Consider the following 18256-nt stretch of genomic DNA (forward strand, 5'->3'; position numbering starts at 1 on the left):
CACACTATTCCGAATAGCCGTTCTTTGAGGGGATGGCGTGGAACGGCAACTTTGGCGTGCAGGCCTGGCTGGCCGAACGCTTTGGCGCCGGCTTCCACGATTTCGCCGGCTCCGTGGTGGTGCACGCCATGGGCGGCTGGCTGGCGCTGGCAGCGGTGTTGCTGCTGGGGCCGCGCCATGGCCGTTATCGCGAGGGGCGCCTGGTGGCGTTCGCACCGTCGAACATTCCGTTCCTGGCGTTGGGTTCGTGGATTTTGATTGTCGGCTGGTTCGGCTTCAACGTCATGAGCGCGCAAACCCTGCCGGCCGTCAGCGGCCTGGTGGCAGTGAACTCGCTGATGGCCATGGTCGGCGGCACGGTCGCCGCGTTGCTGGTCGGGCGCAACGACCCGGGCTTCCTGCACAACGGCCCGCTGGCGGGGCTGGTGGCGATCTGTGCCGGCTCCGACCTGATGCACCCGGTGGGCGCATTGGTGACCGGGGCCATTGCCGGCGCCTTGTTCGTCTGGTGCTTCACCGCCACCCAGAACCGCTGGAAGATCGACGACGTGCTGGGCGTCTGGCCCTTGCATGGCATTTGCGGGGTGTGGGGCGGGATCGCCTGCGGGATCTTTGGCCAGGAACTGTTGGGCGGGTTGGGCGGGGTCAGCCTGATCAGCCAGCTGTTGGGTACAGCGGCGGGTGTACTGGTGGCGCTGGTCGGCGGCTTTGCCGTGTACGGTTCGATCAAGGCCGTGACCGGCCTGCGCCTGAGCCAGGAGCAGGAGTACTACGGCGCCGACCTGTCGATTCACAAGATCGGCGCCACCAGCCACGACTGAGCCGCTTAGCGGCCCGCCAGCAAGCGCGCCTCGCAGGCTTCGAGGGCGCTGGACGGGCCGCTCAGCAGCACGGCATCGCCGGCGTGCAGGCAGGTCTGGTTGTCCAGTGCCAGCTCGCTGCCGTTGCGCTGCACCGCTTGCAGCTCGACGCCCATCTGCTCCAGCGCCAGCTCCTGCAAGGGGCGGCCGCAGGCGTAGGCGTCCGAGCCGAGGTTGACTGCGTGCATGAGCACCTTGGGTTGCCCTTCGCTGTCCACCGGGTTGGTTTGCGCGCCTTGGTAGAAGCCGTGTAGCAGGCGATAACGGCTCTTGCGCACTTCATCGATGCGCTGTTGTACCTGCTCTTGCGGCAGGCCGATCATCACCAGCGCGTGGGAGGCCAGCATCAGGCTCGACTCCAGCAACTCCGGCACCACGGCGGTTGCCCCGGCAGCGCGCAGTTCGTCGCGCAGGCTGTCGTCACGGGTGCGAACCAGGATCGGCACTTGACTGCTTAGGTGGCGGGCGGCCTTGAGCACATTCATGGCGACATCGGTCTTGTCCACCGCGATCACCAGCAGGCGCGCGCGCTCAAGCCCCACGGCTGCCAGCAGCTCGCCGCGCCGTGAGTCACCGTAATGCACGCAGCTCTCGCCGGCCGCCGCTTCCTGGACCCGCACCGGGTCGTCATCCAAGGCGATGAAGACTTGCTGCTCGCGGCGCAGGAAGCGCCCGATCGACTGGCCCACCCGGCCATAGCCGCAAATCACCACGTGGCCGTTCATCTCGGCACTTTGTGCGCCAATGGCCTCCAGGTGCACCTCCTGGTTGGGTTTGCGGTGCAGGCGGGCGGCCAGGCTTGGTGCAGCCCGCAGCATCAGCGGGGTGACCACCATCGAACAGAAGGTGGCGGCCAGCAGCAGGTCGCCGAGGCCTTCGGGCATCAGGCGGCTTTGCTGCATCTGCGCCATCAGGGCGAAGCAGAACTCGCCGCCCTGGGCCAGGGCCAGGCCGCTGCGCCAGGCGGTTTCCGCATCGCTGCCACGCAGGCGCACAAGGGCGGCGACGACCAGGCCCTTGATCACCAGCAGGCCCAAGGTCAGGCCGAGGATTTTCAGGCCATCGGTGGCGAACAGTTGCAGGTCGATCAGCATGCCGATACTGACGAAGAACAACCCGAGCAGGATGTCGCGAAACGGGCGGATATCCGCTTCGATCTGGTGGCGGTAGTTGCTTTCGCCCAGCAGCATGCCGGCCAGGAAGGCGCCGAGCGCCGGGGACAGGCCAAGCAGGTGGGTGAGCCAGGCAGTCAGCAGCACGATCACCAGGGCCAGCAGCACGAACAACTCAGCGGAGTGCGAGGCGGCCACCTCGTGGAACAGGCGCGGCAGCAGCCAGCGGCTGGCCAGCAGCAAGCCGACAAACAGGATCACGGTTTTGCCCAGGGTAAGCGGCAGGGCCCAGTACCAGGCCTGGCCGCTTTCGCCGGCGAACACCGGCACCAGGGTCAGCAGCAACACGGCGACCACGTCCTGGAACAGCAGCACGCCGATTGCATTCTGGCCGTGGCTGCTGAAGATCTCGCCGAGGCTGGTCAGCTCCTTGCTGACGATGGCGGTGGACGACAGGGCCAGCCCGCCACCCAGCAACAGCGCCGCGTTGGTGGGCATGCCGAGCAGCGAGAGCAGGCCGGCGATCAGCACCGTGGTGCAGATTACCTGCAGGCTGCCCAGGCCGAAGACCACGCGGCGTAGCGCGAGCATTTTCGACAGGGAGAACTCCAGGCCCAGGGAAAACAACAGGAACACCACGCCCATTTCGGCGAGGTCTGGCAGCGCTTCACTTTCGTTGACCCAGTCCAGGGCAGTGGGGCCCACGAACAGGCCGACGCACAAATAGCCCAGTACCGGCGGCAGTTGCAGGCGCCGGAAGATGGCAATGACGACCAGCGAAGAGGCCAGGATGATCAGCAGGTTTGCAAACACACAACACACTCCATGTAAAAACCGGCAAAAAAGTGCCGAGGGTACAGGCCAGGGCCCGGGTGGCAGATGATCCATATCAGTGTCTTGGCGAGCGCGTGCTCGGGTCGACGGGGTTGGCTTGGGGTCCTAGAATAACCTTCCCATCCTTCTTGTTGTCGGTGCTGTTCATGCTTCCTGAATGCCAATTGTTCGGTACGCTCGGTTGCCATCTGTGTGAGGTGGCTGAGGCGCTGTTGATGCCGCTTGTCGAGCACGGGTTGCTGGTCGAGCTGGTGGACATCGCCGAGAGCGACGCGCTGTTTGAACAGTACGGGTTGAGCATTCCGGTGTTGCGCCGGTGCGATACGGGGGGGGAGTTGGGGTGGCCGTTTGATGCGGAGCAGGTGGTGGCGTTTTTGCGTTAGGCGGGTGATGCCTGGCTCCGGTTACATGACGAAGCACTCTCCTTCGTGCATCCGGTGCAACAGCATCAGAGAATCCCCAGCCAACGTTCAGCCTGCCAAGGAGTGGCATTCATGTACCTGAGCCCGCATTTTACCCTCGACGAGATGATCGTCTCGCAAACCGCCAGCCGCGAAGGCATCGACAACACCCCCAGCCCACAGGTCGTGCGCAACCTGCGGCGCCTCACCCAGACCCTCGAGCAAGTACGCAGCCTGGTCGGCTGCCCGATCGTCGTCAGCAGCGGTTACCGCAGCCTGGCCCTCAATCGCAGAATCGGCGGTTCTTCCACCAGCGCCCATATCAAGGGCCTTGCCGCCGATATCAGTGCCGTAAGGTTCAGTGCCCGTGAACTGGCCCAGCGCCTGGCCAGCAGCGACCTGGTCTTCGACCAGATGATCTACGAGTACGACGGCTGGGTACATTTTGGCCTGGCCGAGCATGGCGCCCGGCAACAGGTGCTGACCCTGCGCCAAGGCACCGGCTATCTGCCCGGCGTGCAGTAGCGATCCGTTTGATTGACGAGAAACCCGCCCGCAGCCTATGCTGTATATAAATACAGTATCAAGGGCGACTGCTTGCGCCTGAGGGAACAGCCGATGGTCAACGTCGAACAATTGAAATACAGCATCAACCGCATGTCCGCCGCCCAGGTCAGCGAGGCCGTGCTCGAGCTACGCCTCGATGGCCTGGTCACCGAAGGCAAAACGCCTTTCACCAAGGTCCACTTCAATACCTGCTTTGCCGAGATCGAAGCGCTGTTCCAGCGCGCCGGCTATCACCGGCCATTGGATGTGGTTGGCTATCAAGGCCTGATGTATGCCCTGTACGACCCGAGCCGCTGGGAAGCGGTGCAGGTGCTGCGCTGGCTCAAGGAGTTCACCGAGGCTGCCGCAGCCCGGGCTGGTTGATCCGCCGGGCATGCAGGATAATGCCGGGTCATCCTGTTGCGAGTGTGTCCATGAGTGCTCCCTTCGACCCGTCACGGCATCAAGCCAGTACGGTCTGCCTGCCACCTGGCCCTTGGGCGACCGTGCTGGACTGCCTGTGCGATCACTTCAAGGCCATCGACCGCGAGCAGTGGCTCGACCGCATCGCCCGGGGCAGGGTGCTGGACGCTCAAGGTCAGCCGATCAGCACCGCAACGGCCTACCGGCAAGGCCTGAAGATTCATTACTTCCGTGAAGTGCCCAATGAGAAGCCGATCCCGGTGCAGGAGCAGATCCTGCATATGGACGAACACCTGGTGGTCGCCGACAAGCCGCATTTCCTGCCGGTGACGCCCACCGGTGAATACGTCGAGCACACCTTGCTGCGTCGGCTGATCCGTCGCCTGGACAACCCGGACCTGGTGCCGCTGCACCGTATCGACCGGCACACGGCCGGCCTGGTGCTGTTCTCGGTCAACCCGCAAAGCCGTACGGCCTATCAGCAGCTGTTCCCCACCCGGCAGATCGACAAGCACTACCAGGCCATTGCCCGCGCCTTGCCCGAACTTGAGTTCCCGTTGGTGCACAAGAGCCGGATGGTCAGTGGCGAGCCGTTTTTCCGCATGCAGGAAGCCCCCGGCACCAGCAACAGCGAAACCATTGCCCAGGTGTTGGAAAAACGCGGGGAGTTGTGGCGCTATGGCCTTTCACCGGTGACCGGCAAGACCCACCAGTTGCGCGTGCACATGACCGCATTGGGCGCGAGCATCTGCAATGATCCGTTCTACCCGGACGTGGTGAATGGCCCGGACGACTACGCCAAGCCGCTCAAACTGCTGGCGCACAGCTTGCGCTTCAAGGATCCGTTGACGGGGGAAGAGCGTTATTTCGAAAGTCGGCTGACACTGGACTTCTAGGCCGCTGTCGGCGCACACCGCGAGGGTGTGCGCCACAGGGTTTAGCGGTTGAAGCGTTCCACCAGCGAGTACTGGGTGGTGGCGGTGCGCGTCAGTTCTTCGCTGAGCAGGGCGGAATGCTGGGCCTGTTCGGAAGTCTGGTCGGCGAGGTCGGCGATGGTGCTGATGTTGCGGCTGATTTCGTCAGCCACTGCCGTCTGCTCTTCGGTCGCTGCAGCGATCTGGGTCGCCATGTCGGTGATGTTGGCCACGGCCTCACTGATGCCCACCAGTGCCTGGTCAGCTTCCATCACTCGCGCCACGCCTTCTTCGGCCTGACGATGGCCAGCTTCCATGGTTTGCACCGCGTTGCTGGCTGTTTGTTGCAGCTTGGCGATCAGGCCGTGGATCTGCCCGGTCGATTCGCTGGTGCGTTGCGCCAGCTGACGTACTTCGTCGGCCACCACGGCAAAGCCACGGCCCATTTCACCGGCACGGGCCGCTTCAATGGCGGCGTTGAGTGCCAGTAGGTTGGTCTGGTCGGCGATGCCCTTGATCACGTCGACCACGCCGCCGATCTCGTCACTGTCGCGGGCCAGTTGGGTAACGGTCTGGCCGGTTTCACCCACGGCCACCGACAGGCGCTGGATGGCGTCGCGGGTTTCCCCGGCGATATCGCGGCCGCGACCGGTCAGGCGATTGGCCTCCTGGGTGGCGTCGGCAGTGCGCTGTACGTGGTTGGCAACTTCCTGGGTAGTAGCGGCCATCTGGTTCACGGCGGCAGCGACCTGCTCGGTCTCGATGCGTTGGCGCTCCAGCCCCGAAGAGCTGCTGTGCGCCAGGGCATCGGATTGCCGCGCCTGTTCGTTCAGGTGTTCGGCGGTGTCCTGCAGGCGGGTCAGGCAGGTTTTCAGGCGGGCATCCTGGCTGAGCATGGCCATTTCCAGACGCGCCTGGACGCCACGGCTGTCGGTGTACATCTGCGCGATCAGCGGGTCGGAGGTGGTCTGTTCGGCCAGGCGCAAAAGGCGCTTGAGGCCGCGCTGCTGCCAGCTCAGGCCCAGCAGGCCGAGCGGTACGGACAGGCCGGCGGCCACCGCAAAGCCCCAGGGGTGGCCCAACCAGCTACCGATCAGGAAGCCGATCTGGCTGACCAGAATGAACGGCAACCAGTCCTGCAGCACCGGCAGCCACTTGTCGCGGCCCGGAATGGCCGGCTTGCCCTGGTTGATGCGGGTGTACAGCTCTTCGGCGCGGCGCACTTGTTCGGCAGTCGGTTTGACCCGCACCGATTCATAGCCGACCACCTGGTTGTTATCAAACACAGGGGTGACGTAGGCATTTACCCAGTAGTGGTCACCGGTTTTGCACCGGTTCTTGACGATACCCATCCATGGCAGCCCCTGTTTCAGGGTGCTCCACATATGGGCAAAGACCGCTGGTGGCACATCCGGGTGCCGAACCAGGTTATGGGGGGCGCGAATCAACTCTTCCCGCGTAAAACCACTGATCTCGACGAAGGCATCGTTGCAATAGGTGATGACACCCTTGGCATCGGTGGTCGAAATGAGGCGTTGCTGAGCTGGGAAAGTCCGTTCGCGCTGGGTAATTGGCTGGTTGTTACGCATAAGCTGTTCAATCCGCAAGGCTTTCGTGAGGTATCGGCACAAAGGCGTTTTTATTGAGTGGATATTTAAAGAAAATTGATCCAGCGCAATGTCGGTCGTCCTGACCTGGGCTACGTGAATTGTACAAAATTCAGTAAATTAGCCGCATTCTTTCATATTTTTGACACATTAGTCAGCTAAAGACTGGCAGTTCACTGCGGCATTAATTGCGGGTAAGTAAAGAGCGTGAAATGCGCCATATTCAGGCCGAAATGGCAGGCGATGGCGGCATAAAGCCCGCCGTATCGATAGGCCAGGCCGTAGCCGATACCGGCCAATGTGGCCAGGCTGACCCACTGCCAACCAGCCCCGAAATGCGCCAGGCCAAACAGGCCGGCGGCAACCAGTAATGCAATGTTCTGACCTTGCGGCAGGTGCTTCAAGGCGCGTTGCAGGCTGCCTTGCAAGTAGCCGCGAAACAGCAGCTCCTCGGTCAGGCTCACCAGCAAGAGGTTGTTGAACAGCCAGATCCAGGCCTGTGCCGGCCACTTCGGCGCCCATTCGATCATCCCCATCCACACCGCCAGGCCCAGTGTCACCAGGCACGTCAGTGGCAGCAACACGGCCGCGCTTGCCAGGCGCTTGCGGGTGCCGGCGAGGAACAGCCACGGGCAGGCCAGTAGCAGCCAAAGGCCGATCAGCGGTTTGTCGAGGTTCAGGTGCAATGAGAAGGGCACGGCGTCTGGGGTAAGGCGAGTCGCCGCGATGACTTTCGCGTTATTGAAGCCGGGCAGCCAGTGCAGGGCCAGGGCGAAGGCCAGCAACACGAACAGGCCATGGCCCAGGCCGCGCAGCCAGGCTTGCTTGCCACGGCAGACCAGCCACAGGCTGGCGAGCAGCAGTACGAAGGTGGGCAGGGTGGCGATGCCCAGGCTGCCGAAGCTCAGGGCGATGGCATAGCCCAGGCCAAACAGCACCAGGCCGATCCATTGAGAAGCGAGCATGTCGGGTCCTTTACGATGAAAAAGAAGCGTACGACTCCCTGAAAACGTTTCAAGGCACGTCAAATTTCGTCGTCATGCTACGGGTTGCTGCGGCGGGCTCAAGGTGAAAAAGCAGAAAAAGGCCCGGCCATTCGAGGCCGGGCCTGTAGGACGTGGATCAGCTTGCGATCAATTGTCGCAGCACGTAGTGCAGGATCCCTCCGGACTTGAAGTACTCCACTTCGTTGAGGGTGTCGATGCGGCACAGCACCTCGATGTCTTGCTGAGTGCCGTCTTCGCGGTGCAGGGTCAGCGTCAGGGTCATGTGTGGTTGAATCTGCGCGTTGCTCAGCCCTTTGATGTCGATGCGCTCACGCCCGCTGAGGGCAAGGGTCTTGCGCGTCTGCCCAGCAGTGAACTGCAAGGGCAGCACGCCCATGCCCACCAGGTTGGAGCGGTGGATGCGCTCGAAGCTCTCCGCCAGCACGGCCTTGACCCCCAGCAGGTTGGTGCCCTTGGCGGCCCAGTCACGGCTGGAACCTGTGCCGTATTCCTGCCCTGCAATCACCACCAGCGGCGTGCCTTCGGCTTTGTAACGCATGGCCGCATCATAGATCGCCAGTTTCTCGCCGCTCGGGATATGGACGGTGTTGCCGCCTTCTTCGCCGCCAAGCATTTCATTGCGGATACGGATGTTGGCGAAGGTGCCGCGCATCATCACTTCGTGGTTGCCGCGTCGCGAGCCATAGGAGTTGAAGTCGTGTGGTTGCACGCCTTTGTCGCGCAGGTAACGGCCGGCCGGGCTGTCGGCCTTGATGTTGCCGGCAGGGGAGATGTAGTCGGTGGTCACCGAGTCGCCGAGCAAGGCCAGCACGCGCGTGCCGGGGATGTCCTCGATGACGGGCAATGGGCCGGTAATGTCGTCAAAGAACGGTGGATGCTGGATATAGGTGGAGTCGTCCTGCCAGACATAGGTGGCAGCCTGGGGTACTTCAATGGCCTGCCATTGCGCATCGCCGGCGAACACTGCGGCGTATTCCTTGTGGAACATCGCGGTGTCGACGTTGCTCACCGCTTCGGCGATCTCCTGCTGTGTAGGCCAAATGTCCTTGAGGTACACCGGCTTGCCATCGCTACCGGTGCCCAGCGGTTCGCTGGAAATATCGATGCGCACGCTGCCGGCCAGGGCATAGGCCACCACCAGTGGCGGGGAGGCCAGCCAGTTGGTCTTCACCAGTGGGTGCACGCGGCCTTCGAAGTTGCGGTTGCCGGAGAGCACCGAGGCAACCGTGAGGTCGGCCTGGGTGATGGCTTTTTCGATGGGCTCGGCCAGCGGGCCGGAGTTGCCAATGCAGGTGGTGCAGCCGTAGCCCACCAGGTCGAAGCCCAGCTTGTCCAGGTACTGGGTCAGGCCCGCAGCCTTGTAGTAGTCGGTCACCACCTTGGAGCCGGGTGCCAGGGAAGTCTTCACCCAGGGTTTGCGGGTCAGGCCTTTTTCGACCGCCTTTTTCGCCACCAGCCCGGCGGCCATCATCACGCTCGGGTTGGAGGTATTGGTGCAGGAGGTGATGGCGGCAATCACCACGGCGCCATCGCGCAACTGATGGCGCTGGCCCTGGTATTCATAGCTGGCTTCGCCGGCCTGGTCGGCATTGCCCACCGCCACGCCGCCACCGCCTTCGCTTTCCAGTCGTCCGAGCTCCTTGCTCGGAACCTTCAGTTGCAGGCCAAGGAAACTGTCGAAGGCCTGGCTCACCTGTGACAGCGCCACGCGGTCCTGCGGCCGTTTCGGGCCGGCAAGGCTGGCCTCGACTTCGTGCATGTCCAGCGCCAGGGTATCGGTGAATACCGGCTCCTGGCCGGGCAGGCGCCACAGGCCCTGGGCCTTGCAATAGGCCTCGACCAGTTGCACCGTGGCTGCCGGGCGACCTGACAGCTTGAGGTAGTCCAGCGTCACCTGGTCCACCGGGAAGAAGCCACAGGTGGCGCCATATTCCGGGGCCATGTTGGCAATGGTCGCACGGTCGGCCAAGGGCAGGTCGGCCAGACCATCGCCATAGAACTCGACGAATTTGCCGACCACGCCTTTTTTGCGCAGCATTTGCGTGACGGTCAGCACCAGGTCAGTGGCGCTGATGCCTTCACGCAGCTTGCCGGTCAGCTTGAAGCCGATCACTTCGGGGATCAGCATCGACACCGGCTGGCCGAGCATGGCCGCTTCGGCTTCGATCCCGCCTACGCCCCAGCCCAGTACGCCGAGGCCGTTGATCATGGTGGTGTGCGAGTCGGTGCCGACCAGGGTGTCGGGGAAGGCGTAGGTGCGGCCGTCCTCTTCACGGGTCCAGACGGTGCGGCCGAGGTATTCCAGGTTGACCTGGTGGCAGATGCCGGTGCCCGGCGGCACCACGCTGAAATTGGCGAAGGCACTCTGGCCCCAGCGCAGGAACGCATAGCGCTCGCCATTACGCTGCATCTCGATATCGACGTTCTCGCTGAACGCGTCCTGGCTGGCATAACGGTCGACCATCACCGAGTGGTCGATCACCAGGTCCACCGGCGACAGCGGGTTGATCCGTTGCGGGTCGCCGCCGGCCTTGGCCATGGCTGCGCGCATGGCGGCCAGGTCGACCACGGCGGGTACGCCGGTAAAGTCCTGCATCAATACCCGCGCCGGGCGGTACTGGATCTCGCGGTCGGAGCGACGCTCCTTGAGCCAGCCGGCGAGGGCTTGCAGGTCGCTGGCGCTGACGGTCTTGCCATCCTCCCAGCGCAGCAGGTTTTCCAGCAGCACCTTCAGCGACATGGGCAGGCGCTGCAGATCGCCAAGGCTTCGAGCGGCCTCAGTCAGGCTGAAGTAATGGTATTCACGGTTTTCCACCGTCAAGGTCTTGAGGGTTTTCAGGCTGTCGAACGAGGGCATTGACCAACTCCTTCTGCGCCGGTGCCCGGCAATCTCCTGTGTTGTCGCCGGTTCACCGCCTCTGTGACGGTCCGCACGGCACGGACCTGGCGAACGGTCAGGTTAGCCCTGTTTGGCACCCCTGACCATGTACTGGACCGGCGGGGCGTGTCGCCGGTTCCGAAACTCCTTTATCATTCGCCGATTTGCCGCCGTTGCGCCTTGCGCTCGGTCAGGCTTGGTGGAAGTCGTCCGCCAGCCGTTCTGGAGTGAGTCATGAATACCCTGTTTATGCATTGTCGGCCCGGTTTCGAGAGCGAAGTCTGCTCGGAGATCGCCGAGCACGCCGCCCGCCTGGGTGTGGCCGGCTATGCCAAGGCCAAGCCGCAGACCGCCTGCGCCGAATTCATCTGCAACGATGCCGAGGGCACCGAGCAGTTGATGCGCGAGCTGCGCTTCAGCCAGTTGATCTTCCCGCGCCAGTGGGCCCGGGGCAGTTTCATCGAGTTGCCGGAAACCGACCGCATCAGCGTGTTGATCGAACACCTGGCTGACTTCCCGGTGTGCGGCAGCCTGTGGCTGGAAGTGATGGACACCAACGACGGCAAGGAACTCTCGACGTTCTGCCGCAAGTTCGAAGTACCGCTGCGCAAGGCGCTGAGCAAGGCCGGGCGGCTGCAAGAGGACGCCAGCAAGCCGCGTTTGCTGCTGACCTTCGTCAGCGGTCGGCGGGTGTTTGTCGGGCTGGCAGCGGCAGACAATTCGGCCATGTGGCCGATGGGCATCCCGCGCTTGAAGTTCCCGCGTGAAGCGCCGAGCCGTTCGACGTTGAAGCTGGAAGAGGCCTGGCACCATTTCATTCCGCGCGACCAGTGGGAGCAGCGCCTGGCCGATGACATGACCGGGGTGGACCTGGGGGCGGCGCCGGGTGGCTGGACGTATCAGTTGGTCAGGCGTGGCATGCTGGTGACGGCCATCGACAACGGGCCGATGGCCGAGAGCCTGATGGACACCGGGTTGGTCCAGCACCTGATGGCTGATGGGTTTACCTACAAGCCCAAGCAGATAGTCGACTGGATGGTCTGCGATATCGTCGAGAAGCCGGCGCGTAGCGCGGCGTTGCTGGAGACCTGGCTGGGCGAGGGCCTGTGCCGCGAGGCGGTGGTCAACTTGAAGTTGCCGATGAAGCAGCGCTATGCCGAAGTGCGCCGCTTGCTTGATCGCATCGAGGAGGGCTTCAAGGCGCGCAAGGTCAAGGTCTCGATTGGCTGCAAGCAGCTGTACCATGACCGCGAGGAAGTGACCTGCCACCTGCGGCGCCTGGACCTGAAACCGCGCTGACAGCCATCCTTGATTCTGTGGGAGCCGGCCTTGCCGGCGATGGGCGGCAAGCCTGGCGGTTTGCTTCGCCGGCAAGGCCGGCTCCCACAGGAAGGGTGAATCTGCCTTTAGACTGTATTTACGTCACACCGGAGTACCCCATGACCGATTTCACCCCCGATGCCATCCTCGACGCCACCGGCCTCAACTGCCCGGAGCCGGTCATGATGCTGCACCAGCACGTGCGTGACCTGGCCGCTGGCGGCCTGCTCAAGGTGATCGCCACCGACCCCTCGACCCGCCGCGACATTCCCAAGTTCTGCGTCTTCCTCGGCCACGAACTGGTTCAGCAGCAGGAAGAGGCCGGTACCTACCTGTACTGGATCCGCAAGAAGCTCGACTAGGCCCGCGCGGCCTGGCGGATGCGCTTGCGGGCGCTACGCGCCAGGCGCACCGTGAGCATCAGCGCCGCACAGGTCAGGCCGACAATCAGCCCCTGCCACAGCCCGCTCGGGCCCGTGGCCGTACCCAGCCAGTCGGTCAGGCCGAGCAGGTAACCCACCGGCAGGCCGATCCCCCAGTAGGCGAACAAGGTCAGGATCATCGTTACCCGGGTGTCCTGATAACCACGCAAGGCACCGGCCGCGGTGACCTGGATCGCATCGGAAAACTGGAACAGCGCCGAGTACACGATCAGCATCGAAGCGATCTGGATCACTGCCGTGTCAGTGGTGTAGATGGTCGCGATCGGCTCGCGCAGCAACAACATCAAGCTTGCCGAGAAGCACGCATAGGCCAGCGCCGTGCCCATCCCTACACCCGCAGCAAAGCGTGCCTGGCGCGGATTGCCGGCACCAATGGCCTGGCCCACGCGCACCGTGACGGCCATGCCCAGCGAATACGGGATCATGAACACCAGCGAACTGACGTTCAGGGCGATCTGGTGCCCGGCGACCACGGTCGCGCCGAGGCTGCCGATCAGCAGGGCGATCACCGCAAAGATGCTCGACTCGGCAAACACCGCAATGCCGATGGGCAGGCCAATCGACAGCAGGCGCTTGATCACCGCCCATTGCGGCCATTCGAAGTTACCGAATAGCTGCGACTCGCGGTAGGCCGGCGCACGTCCGACCCAGAAGGCCATGCCCAGGGCCATGGCCCACATGACGATGCCGCTGGCCCAGCCACAACCGACCCCGCCCATTGCCGGCAGGCCCAGGTGGCCATAGATGAAGATGTAGTTCAGCGGGATGTTCAGCATCAAGCCGCCCAAGCCGATCACCATGCTTGGCCGGGTACGCCCCATGGCATCGCTGCAGCAGCGCAGCACGTAATACAGCGCCACCGCCGGCAGGCCGAAAGCGATCCCGTGCAGGTAGCCCATGCACGGCGCAATCAATTCCGGCTCGACCTTCATCAGGTGCAGGATCGGTTCGGCGCTGAGCAGCATCAGGCTGGCGCCCAGGCCAACCACAAGGGCCAGCCATAGCGCCTGGCGCACCAGCGGGCCGATCTCCTTGATCTGGCCGGCACCGAAACGCTGCGCCACTTTCGGTGTGGTGGCCAGCAGGATGCCGCTCATCAGCAGGTAGACCGGTACCCAGATCGAGTTGCCCAGCGCCACGGCGGCCAGGTCGCGGGGGCCGACGCGGCCAGCCATCACCGCATCGACGAAGCCCATGGCGGTGGTGGCCAGTTGGCCGATGATGATCGGCGTGGCCAGGTGCAGCAGGCTGCGCACTTCGGCGCGGACCCGGGCAGGGCGGGAAACGGGGAGGGTGGTTTCGCTGGTCATGAGTGTCACAAGGCAGTTGCCCACAGTAAAAGGTGCGGAAAACCGCGTAGTCTACGCCCTGACGCACTGGTCAGGAAACTTTGTAGGTATTGCCCATCGTGCTGGATCAGCCCGCGAAGATCGGCCTACACTGCGTTCCCCTACAGGAGAGCGCCATGCTGATTGTTGCCGACGAGAATATTCCGCTGCTCGATGACTTCTTTGCCGGGTTCGGCGAAATCCGCCGCTACCCCGGCCGGGCCATCGACCGCGCCTGCGTGCAGGACGCCGACGTGCTGCTGGTGCGTTCGGTAACCCAGGTCGACCGGGCCTTGCTGGAGGGCAGTTCAGTGCGTTTTGTCGGCACCTGCACCATCGGTACCGATCACCTCGACCTGGGGTATTTCGCCGAGGCCGGCATTCACTGGTCGAGTGCGCCGGGCTGCAATGCCCGTGGCGTGGTCGACTATGTGCTGGGCAGCCTGCTGACCCTGGCGGAGCTGGATGGCGTAGCACTGCCGGAGCGGACCTATGGGGTGGTCGGTGCCGGCGAAGTGGGTGGGCGGCTGGTTGCAGTATTGCGTGGCCTGGGCTGGAACGTGCTGGTTTGCGATCCGCCACGCCAGGCGCGCGAGGGCGGCGACTATGTCAGCCTGGAGCAGGTGCTGGCGCAGTGCGATGTGATCAGCCTGCACACGCCCTTGACCCGTGAAGGCGAGCAGCCGACCTGGCACCTGCTCGATGCCGAGCGCCTGGCGCAATTGCGCCCTGGTGCCTGGTTGATCAATGCCAGCCGTGGCCCGGTGGTGGACAATCAGGCGCTGCGCGGGTTGTTGCGCCAGCGCGATGATGTGCAGGCGGTGCTGGATGTGTGGGAAGGGGAGCCGCAGGTAGATGTGGCCTTGGCCGACCTGTGCGTGATCGCCACCCCGCATATCGCTGGCTACAGCCTGGATGGCAAGCAACGCGGAACTTCGCAGATCTACCAGGCGTTCTGTGCCTGGCGCGGTGTGCCCGAGCAGATGCAACTGGCGGACCTGCTGCCGCAACCGTGGCTGGCCCAGCTTGATCTGCGTGCTGAAGCCAATCCGGCCTGGGCGTTGGCCACAGTGTGCCGGGCGGTGTACGACCCGCGCCGCGATGATGCGGATTTCCGTCGCAGCTTGAGCAGTGATCCGCTGGTGCAGCGGGCGGCGTTCGATGGGTTGCGCAAGCAGTACCCGGTACGGCGGGAAATCGAAGGGCTGGCGGTGCGCATCGGTGGGGAAGGTGAGGCGCCTGAGCTGGTGCAGATGGTGCGGGCGTTGGGTGGGGTTTTGGTCTGACCTTTTGGGCCCTATCGCCGGCAAGGCCGGCTCCCACAGTTCAGGCAGCAAAAAGGATCTCTGTGGGAGCCGGCCTTGCCGGCGATGGGGCCCCAACAGGCAATAAAAAACCCGGCTCTGCAGCCGGGTCATTGAATTCTTGTTTGATCAGCGGTTTTTCTTGGGAGCTGCTTCCTGGCGGCTTTTTTCCAGCGTCTCGCAGGCTTTCTGGATCATCTCTTCCGTCACTTCGATTTCACGCCCCTGGGCGTCGATGACCGAGCAGCCAACAGGTTTGGAAGGTTTCGACGGTTTTACTTCGCTGCTGTGTTGCAAGCTCATTTCCTGTCTCCTCATCAGGTTGCAAGCCTAGACTAGATACGCGTGATGACCGCCCTGTTACAACGCCCTGGGTGGTGCACTGCGCTGATATCAGTCCAACAGAAACCTGGGCAAACTTCCAGCGCCACTTTAGAACGAAACGGTCTAGCAACAAGCGCTCGGTGCCTTATGACTTCGGCACTACCCATAGGGTGTGCGACGCCAGGTCGCATACAGAGTTCACTGGCGCAAGACAGGCGGTCGGGTCTAGGCTGCGTGCATCCGTTTTAGCTATGGCATTGCTCATGTTCAGTCTGCTGTCTTCCCGCCAACGTCAGGCCCTGCAATTCGCATGGCGCTTTATTCGCCCGTATCGCAAACAAACTGCCGCCGCGCTGCTGGCACTGATCGTCACGGCAGGCATTACCCTGTCGATGGGGCAGGGGATTCGCCTGTTGGTGGACCAGGGCTTCATGACCCAGTCGCCGCACCTGCTCAACCAGTCCATCGGCCTGTTCCTGCTGCTGGTGCTGGCCCTGGCGGCGGGCACTTTTATCCGCTTCTACCTGGTGTCGTGGATTGGCGAGCGCTGCGTGGCCGACATCCGCCAGCAGGTCTTCGATCACCTGGTGTACCTGCACCCGGGCTTTTTCGAAAGCAACCGCAGCTCGGAAATCCAATCGCGCCTGACCACCGACACCACCCTGCTGCAATCGGTGATCGGCTCATCGCTGTCGTTGTTCCTGCGCAACGCACTGATGGTGCTGGGCGGGATCATCCTGCTGTTCATCACCAACCCCAAACTGACCAGCATCGTGGTACTGGCCCTGCCGCTGGTGCTGGCGCCGATCCTGATTTTCGGCCGCCGCGTTCGTACGCTGTCGCGCCAGAGCCAGGACCGCATTGCCGATGTCGGCAGCTACGTGGCCGAAACCCTGGGGCAGATCAAGACCGTGCAGGCCTACAACCACCAGGCCAGCGACCAGCAGCGCTTCGGCCAGACCGTCGAAGCCGCCTTCGAGACTGCGCGCAAGCGCATCGTGCAGCGCTCCTGGCTGATTACCCTGGTGATCGTGCTGGTGCTCGGTGCAGTCGGGGTGATGCTTTGGGTGGGCGGCATGGACGTGATTGCCGGGCGCATCACCGGCGGCGAGCTGGCGGCCTTCGTGTTCTACAGCCTGATCGTCGGCAGTGCCTTCGGCACCCTCAGCGAAGTGATCGGCGAGTTGCAGCGTGCCGCCGGCGCTGCCGAGCGGATCGCCGAATTGCTCGCAGCGCGCAGTGAAATCGTCCCGCCCGCGCAGGGCCTGATTGCCTTGCCGGCGCGGGTCAGTGGCCGCCTGGAGCTGCAGGATCTGCATTTTGCCTACCCCTCGCGGCCCACCCCGGCGGCCATCGATGGCTTGAGCCTGCGCGTCGAGCCGGGTGAAACCCTGGCCCTGGTCGGCCCTTCGGGGGCTGGCAAGTCGACGCTGTTTGACCTGTTATTGCGCTTCTATGACCCGCAACAAGGGCAGATCCTCATCGATGGCCAGCCGTTGGCGGCACTCGCCCCCCAGGACCTGCGCCGGCATTTCGCCCTGGTCGCGCAGAACCCGGCGCTGTTCTATGGCACGGTCGAGGAAAACATCCGCTACGGGCGCGCCGATGCCAGCGCCGCCGAGGTCGAGGCGGCGGCGCGCAGTGCGCACGCCCACGAGTTCATCCTGCAATTGCCACAGGGTTACCAGACCCACCTGGGCGATGCCGGCCTGGGCTTGTCCGGTGGTCAGCGCCAGCGCCTGGCAATTGCCCGGGCGTTGCTGGTGGATGCGCCGATTTTGCTGCTCGACGAAGCCACCAGTGCCCTCGACGCGCAAAGTGAGCACCTGATCCAGCAGGCGCTGCCGACGTTGATGGCAGGGCGTACGACGTTGGTCATTGCACACCGCCTGGCGACGGTGCAGCATGCCGACCGCATCGCGGTGATCGATCAGGGGCGCCTGGTGGCGATCGGCACGCACCGCGAATTGATCACGCAAAGCCCGCTGTATGCACGTCTTGCGGCGCTGCAATTCAACGCGGCGTGAGCTTGAAATTAATTTCTTTAAGATTTTGTGACAGGCGTCGATATTGTTGACACATATCGGTAGCAATCTACTGAGAGTATCAATGCCAGCTGTTGCGTAATGCTCAATGCAGTTTGGCTGTCATCGTTCGATGGCAGCTTTTTTTTGCCTGGTAATCGAAGACAGGGATGTCTTTGGCTGGTCGAGGCCCTGCGCTTCGCTTGCGTCCCCATCCTTTGCTCTGAGAGCCTTCCCGATGTTCTTGCGTAAATCCCTGAGAATGCAAATTCTTGCCCTGCTGGGCGGCAGCTTGCTGGCCATGCTGTTGATTGCCCTGGTCTGCTTCCATTTCCTTTCCGCCAGCGTTCACGGCTACGGCAAGTTGGTGGACGGGCCATTACGCGCCTCGCAACAGATCGATGAAGCCAACCTGCAATTCAAGGTGCAGGTGCAGGAGTGGAAAAACGTCTTGCTGCGCGGCAAGCAGCCAGCGGAGATGGACAAGTACTGGCAGCAGTTCCAGGCCCGCGAGCAGCAGGTGCAGGAAATTCTGGCGCAACTGCTGCGTGACAGCGCGGCCGACCCGGCCTTGCGCAACCGCCTGCAGCAACTCAAGGATGCCCATGCACAGTTGGGCAGCGCCTATGGGCGGGGGCGTGAGGCGTTCCTGGCGGCCGGTGCCGACCCGGCCGCCGGCGATCAGGCGGTCAAGGGCGTGGACCGCGCAGCCAGCGAGCAGATGAGCGAGCTGGTCAGCCAGTTGCGCGCAGCGGCGCAGGTACAGGCGCAGGCACTCAGCGACAGCGCGCAGCGCACGGTCTGGCTTGGCCTGCTGGTCATGCTCGGCTCAGCCCTGATGATTGGCGTGCTCAGCCTGTGGCGGGTGAACTCAAGCCTGATCGAACCGATCGGCCGGCTGATCGAGTACGTCGCGCACCTGAGCCAGGGC

14 protein-coding genes and 1 pseudogene are annotated in these 18256 nt (G+C 63.5%); 9 read left to right on the top strand and 6 right to left on the bottom strand.

The annotated features are described in order from the left end of the window. Positions 1 to 17: 17 nt before the first annotated feature. Positions 18 to 821 (top strand): annotated as a pseudogene (locus M5G11_RS17500) (ammonium transporter); the annotation flags it as partial. 5 nt (positions 822 to 826) lie between these two features. On the opposite strand, the gene M5G11_RS17505 reads toward M5G11_RS17500, so the two are convergent. Continuing rightward, positions 827 to 2785: a monovalent cation:proton antiporter family protein gene (locus tag M5G11_RS17505; RefSeq protein ID WP_273913302.1), complete on the bottom strand. Its 1959-nt coding sequence runs from the start codon at positions 2783 to 2785 to the stop codon at positions 827 to 829. 167 nt (positions 2786 to 2952) lie between these two features. On the opposite strand from M5G11_RS17505, the gene M5G11_RS17510 reads away from it, so the two are divergent. From M5G11_RS17510 to M5G11_RS17525, 4 genes are all read left to right on the top strand, one after another. Beyond that, positions 2953 to 3189 (top strand): glutaredoxin family protein, encoded by a 237-nt coding sequence (locus tag M5G11_RS17510; RefSeq protein ID WP_273913301.1) that lies wholly within the window; start codon positions 2953 to 2955, stop codon positions 3187 to 3189. A 111-nt stretch (positions 3190 to 3300) separates the two neighbouring features. Next, positions 3301 to 3732: a D-Ala-D-Ala carboxypeptidase family metallohydrolase gene (locus M5G11_RS17515; RefSeq protein ID WP_273913300.1), complete on the top strand. Its 432-nt coding sequence runs from the start codon at positions 3301 to 3303 to the stop codon at positions 3730 to 3732. A 93-nt stretch (positions 3733 to 3825) separates the two neighbouring features. Beyond that, positions 3826 to 4137: a transcriptional regulator gene (locus tag M5G11_RS17520; protein WP_273913299.1), complete on the top strand. Its 312-nt coding sequence runs from the start codon at positions 3826 to 3828 to the stop codon at positions 4135 to 4137. Positions 4138 to 4187: 50 nt separating this feature from the next. Then, on the top strand, positions 4188 to 5072 hold the full coding sequence (locus M5G11_RS17525) for a pseudouridine synthase (protein WP_273913298.1): 885 nt from the start codon (positions 4188 to 4190) through the stop codon (positions 5070 to 5072). A gap of 41 nt (positions 5073 to 5113) precedes the next feature. Here M5G11_RS17525 and M5G11_RS17530 read toward each other — a convergent pair whose 3' ends face one another. The 3 genes from M5G11_RS17530 to acnA all read right to left on the bottom strand — a co-directional run bounded on the left by M5G11_RS17530 (position 5114) and on the right by acnA (position 10561). After that, positions 5114 to 6679 (bottom strand): methyl-accepting chemotaxis protein, encoded by a 1566-nt coding sequence (locus M5G11_RS17530; protein ID WP_273913297.1) that lies wholly within the window; start codon positions 6677 to 6679, stop codon positions 5114 to 5116. A 191-nt stretch (positions 6680 to 6870) separates the two neighbouring features. Further along, positions 6871 to 7662, bottom strand: coding sequence for a CPBP family intramembrane glutamic endopeptidase (locus M5G11_RS17535; RefSeq protein WP_273913296.1), 792 nt, complete (start codon positions 7660 to 7662; stop codon positions 6871 to 6873). 157 nt (positions 7663 to 7819) lie between these two features. Further along, entirely contained in the window at positions 7820 to 10561 is a 2742-nt protein-coding gene (gene acnA / locus M5G11_RS17540) for an aconitate hydratase AcnA (protein WP_273913295.1), read from the bottom strand. Between the two features lie 255 nt (positions 10562 to 10816). On the opposite strand from acnA, the gene rlmM reads away from it, so the two are divergent. Together rlmM and tusA are read left to right on the top strand one after the other, a co-directional pair. Further along, positions 10817 to 11881: a 23S rRNA (cytidine(2498)-2'-O)-methyltransferase RlmM gene (gene rlmM, locus M5G11_RS17545; RefSeq protein WP_273913294.1), complete on the top strand. Its 1065-nt coding sequence runs from the start codon at positions 10817 to 10819 to the stop codon at positions 11879 to 11881. 140 nt (positions 11882 to 12021) lie between these two features. Next, positions 12022 to 12264 carry a sulfurtransferase TusA gene (gene tusA, locus M5G11_RS17550; RefSeq protein WP_273913293.1) on the top strand — a complete coding sequence of 81 codons (243 nt, stop codon included), beginning with the start codon at positions 12022 to 12024 and terminating at the stop codon, positions 12262 to 12264. Here the strand turns inward: tusA and M5G11_RS17555 are convergent. Then, the gene (locus tag M5G11_RS17555) at positions 12261 to 13655 is read right to left on the bottom strand and encodes an MATE family efflux transporter (protein ID WP_273913292.1); all 1395 of its coding nucleotides are present in this window, start codon (positions 13653 to 13655) and stop codon (positions 12261 to 12263) included. The genes tusA and M5G11_RS17555 overlap by 4 nt on opposite strands. A 155-nt stretch (positions 13656 to 13810) precedes the next feature. Here M5G11_RS17555 and pdxB point away from each other — a divergent pair, with 155 nt between their 5' ends. Further along, positions 13811 to 14959, top strand: coding sequence for a 4-phosphoerythronate dehydrogenase PdxB (gene pdxB, locus M5G11_RS17560; RefSeq protein WP_273913291.1), 1149 nt, complete (start codon positions 13811 to 13813; stop codon positions 14957 to 14959). Between the two features lie 147 nt (positions 14960 to 15106). On the opposite strand, the gene M5G11_RS17565 is transcribed toward pdxB, so the two are convergent. Next, entirely contained in the window at positions 15107 to 15280 is a 174-nt protein-coding gene (locus M5G11_RS17565) for a PA1571 family protein (RefSeq protein ID WP_273913290.1), read from the bottom strand. Positions 15281 to 15564: 284 nt separating this feature from the next. Between M5G11_RS17565 and M5G11_RS17570 the strand changes: the two genes are divergently transcribed. Next, on the top strand, positions 15565 to 17328 hold the full coding sequence (locus M5G11_RS17570) for an ABC transporter transmembrane domain-containing protein (RefSeq protein WP_273913288.1): 1764 nt from the start codon (positions 15565 to 15567) through the stop codon (positions 17326 to 17328). The last annotated feature ends 928 nt before the right edge of the window (positions 17329 to 18256 follow it).

The sequence above is a fragment of the Pseudomonas fontis genome (assembly GCF_028656955.1).
Taxonomy (GTDB): domain Bacteria; phylum Pseudomonadota; class Gammaproteobacteria; order Pseudomonadales; family Pseudomonadaceae; genus Aquipseudomonas; species Aquipseudomonas fontis.

Excerpts from the sequence above, each read along its gene's own strand:
- M5G11_RS17535 (WP_273913296.1), bottom strand. The coding sequence starts at position 7,662 with ATGCTCGCTTCTCAATGGATCGGCCTGGTGCTGTTTGGCCTGGGCTAT.
- M5G11_RS17555 (WP_273913292.1), bottom strand. The coding sequence starts at position 13,655 with ATGACCAGCGAAACCACCCTCCCCGTTTCCCGCCCTGCCCGGGTCCGC.
- M5G11_RS17570 (WP_273913288.1), top strand. The coding sequence starts at position 15,565 with ATGTTCAGTCTGCTGTCTTCCCGCCAACGTCAGGCCCTGCAATTCGCA.
- M5G11_RS17515 (WP_273913300.1), top strand. The coding sequence starts at position 3,301 with ATGTACCTGAGCCCGCATTTTACCCTCGACGAGATGATCGTCTCGCAA.
- M5G11_RS17530 (WP_273913297.1), bottom strand. The coding sequence starts at position 6,679 with ATGCGTAACAACCAGCCAATTACCCAGCGCGAACGGACTTTCCCAGCT.
- tusA (WP_273913293.1), top strand. The coding sequence starts at position 12,022 with ATGACCGATTTCACCCCCGATGCCATCCTCGACGCCACCGGCCTCAAC.
- rlmM (WP_273913294.1), top strand. The coding sequence starts at position 10,817 with ATGAATACCCTGTTTATGCATTGTCGGCCCGGTTTCGAGAGCGAAGTC.
- M5G11_RS17520 (WP_273913299.1), top strand. The coding sequence starts at position 3,826 with ATGGTCAACGTCGAACAATTGAAATACAGCATCAACCGCATGTCCGCC.
- pdxB (WP_273913291.1), top strand. The coding sequence starts at position 13,811 with ATGCTGATTGTTGCCGACGAGAATATTCCGCTGCTCGATGACTTCTTT.
- M5G11_RS17510 (WP_273913301.1), top strand. The coding sequence starts at position 2,953 with ATGCTTCCTGAATGCCAATTGTTCGGTACGCTCGGTTGCCATCTGTGT.
- acnA (WP_273913295.1), bottom strand. The coding sequence starts at position 10,561 with ATGCCCTCGTTCGACAGCCTGAAAACCCTCAAGACCTTGACGGTGGAA.
- M5G11_RS17525 (WP_273913298.1), top strand. The coding sequence starts at position 4,188 with ATGAGTGCTCCCTTCGACCCGTCACGGCATCAAGCCAGTACGGTCTGC.
- M5G11_RS17565 (WP_273913290.1), bottom strand. The coding sequence starts at position 15,280 with ATGAGCTTGCAACACAGCAGCGAAGTAAAACCGTCGAAACCTTCCAAA.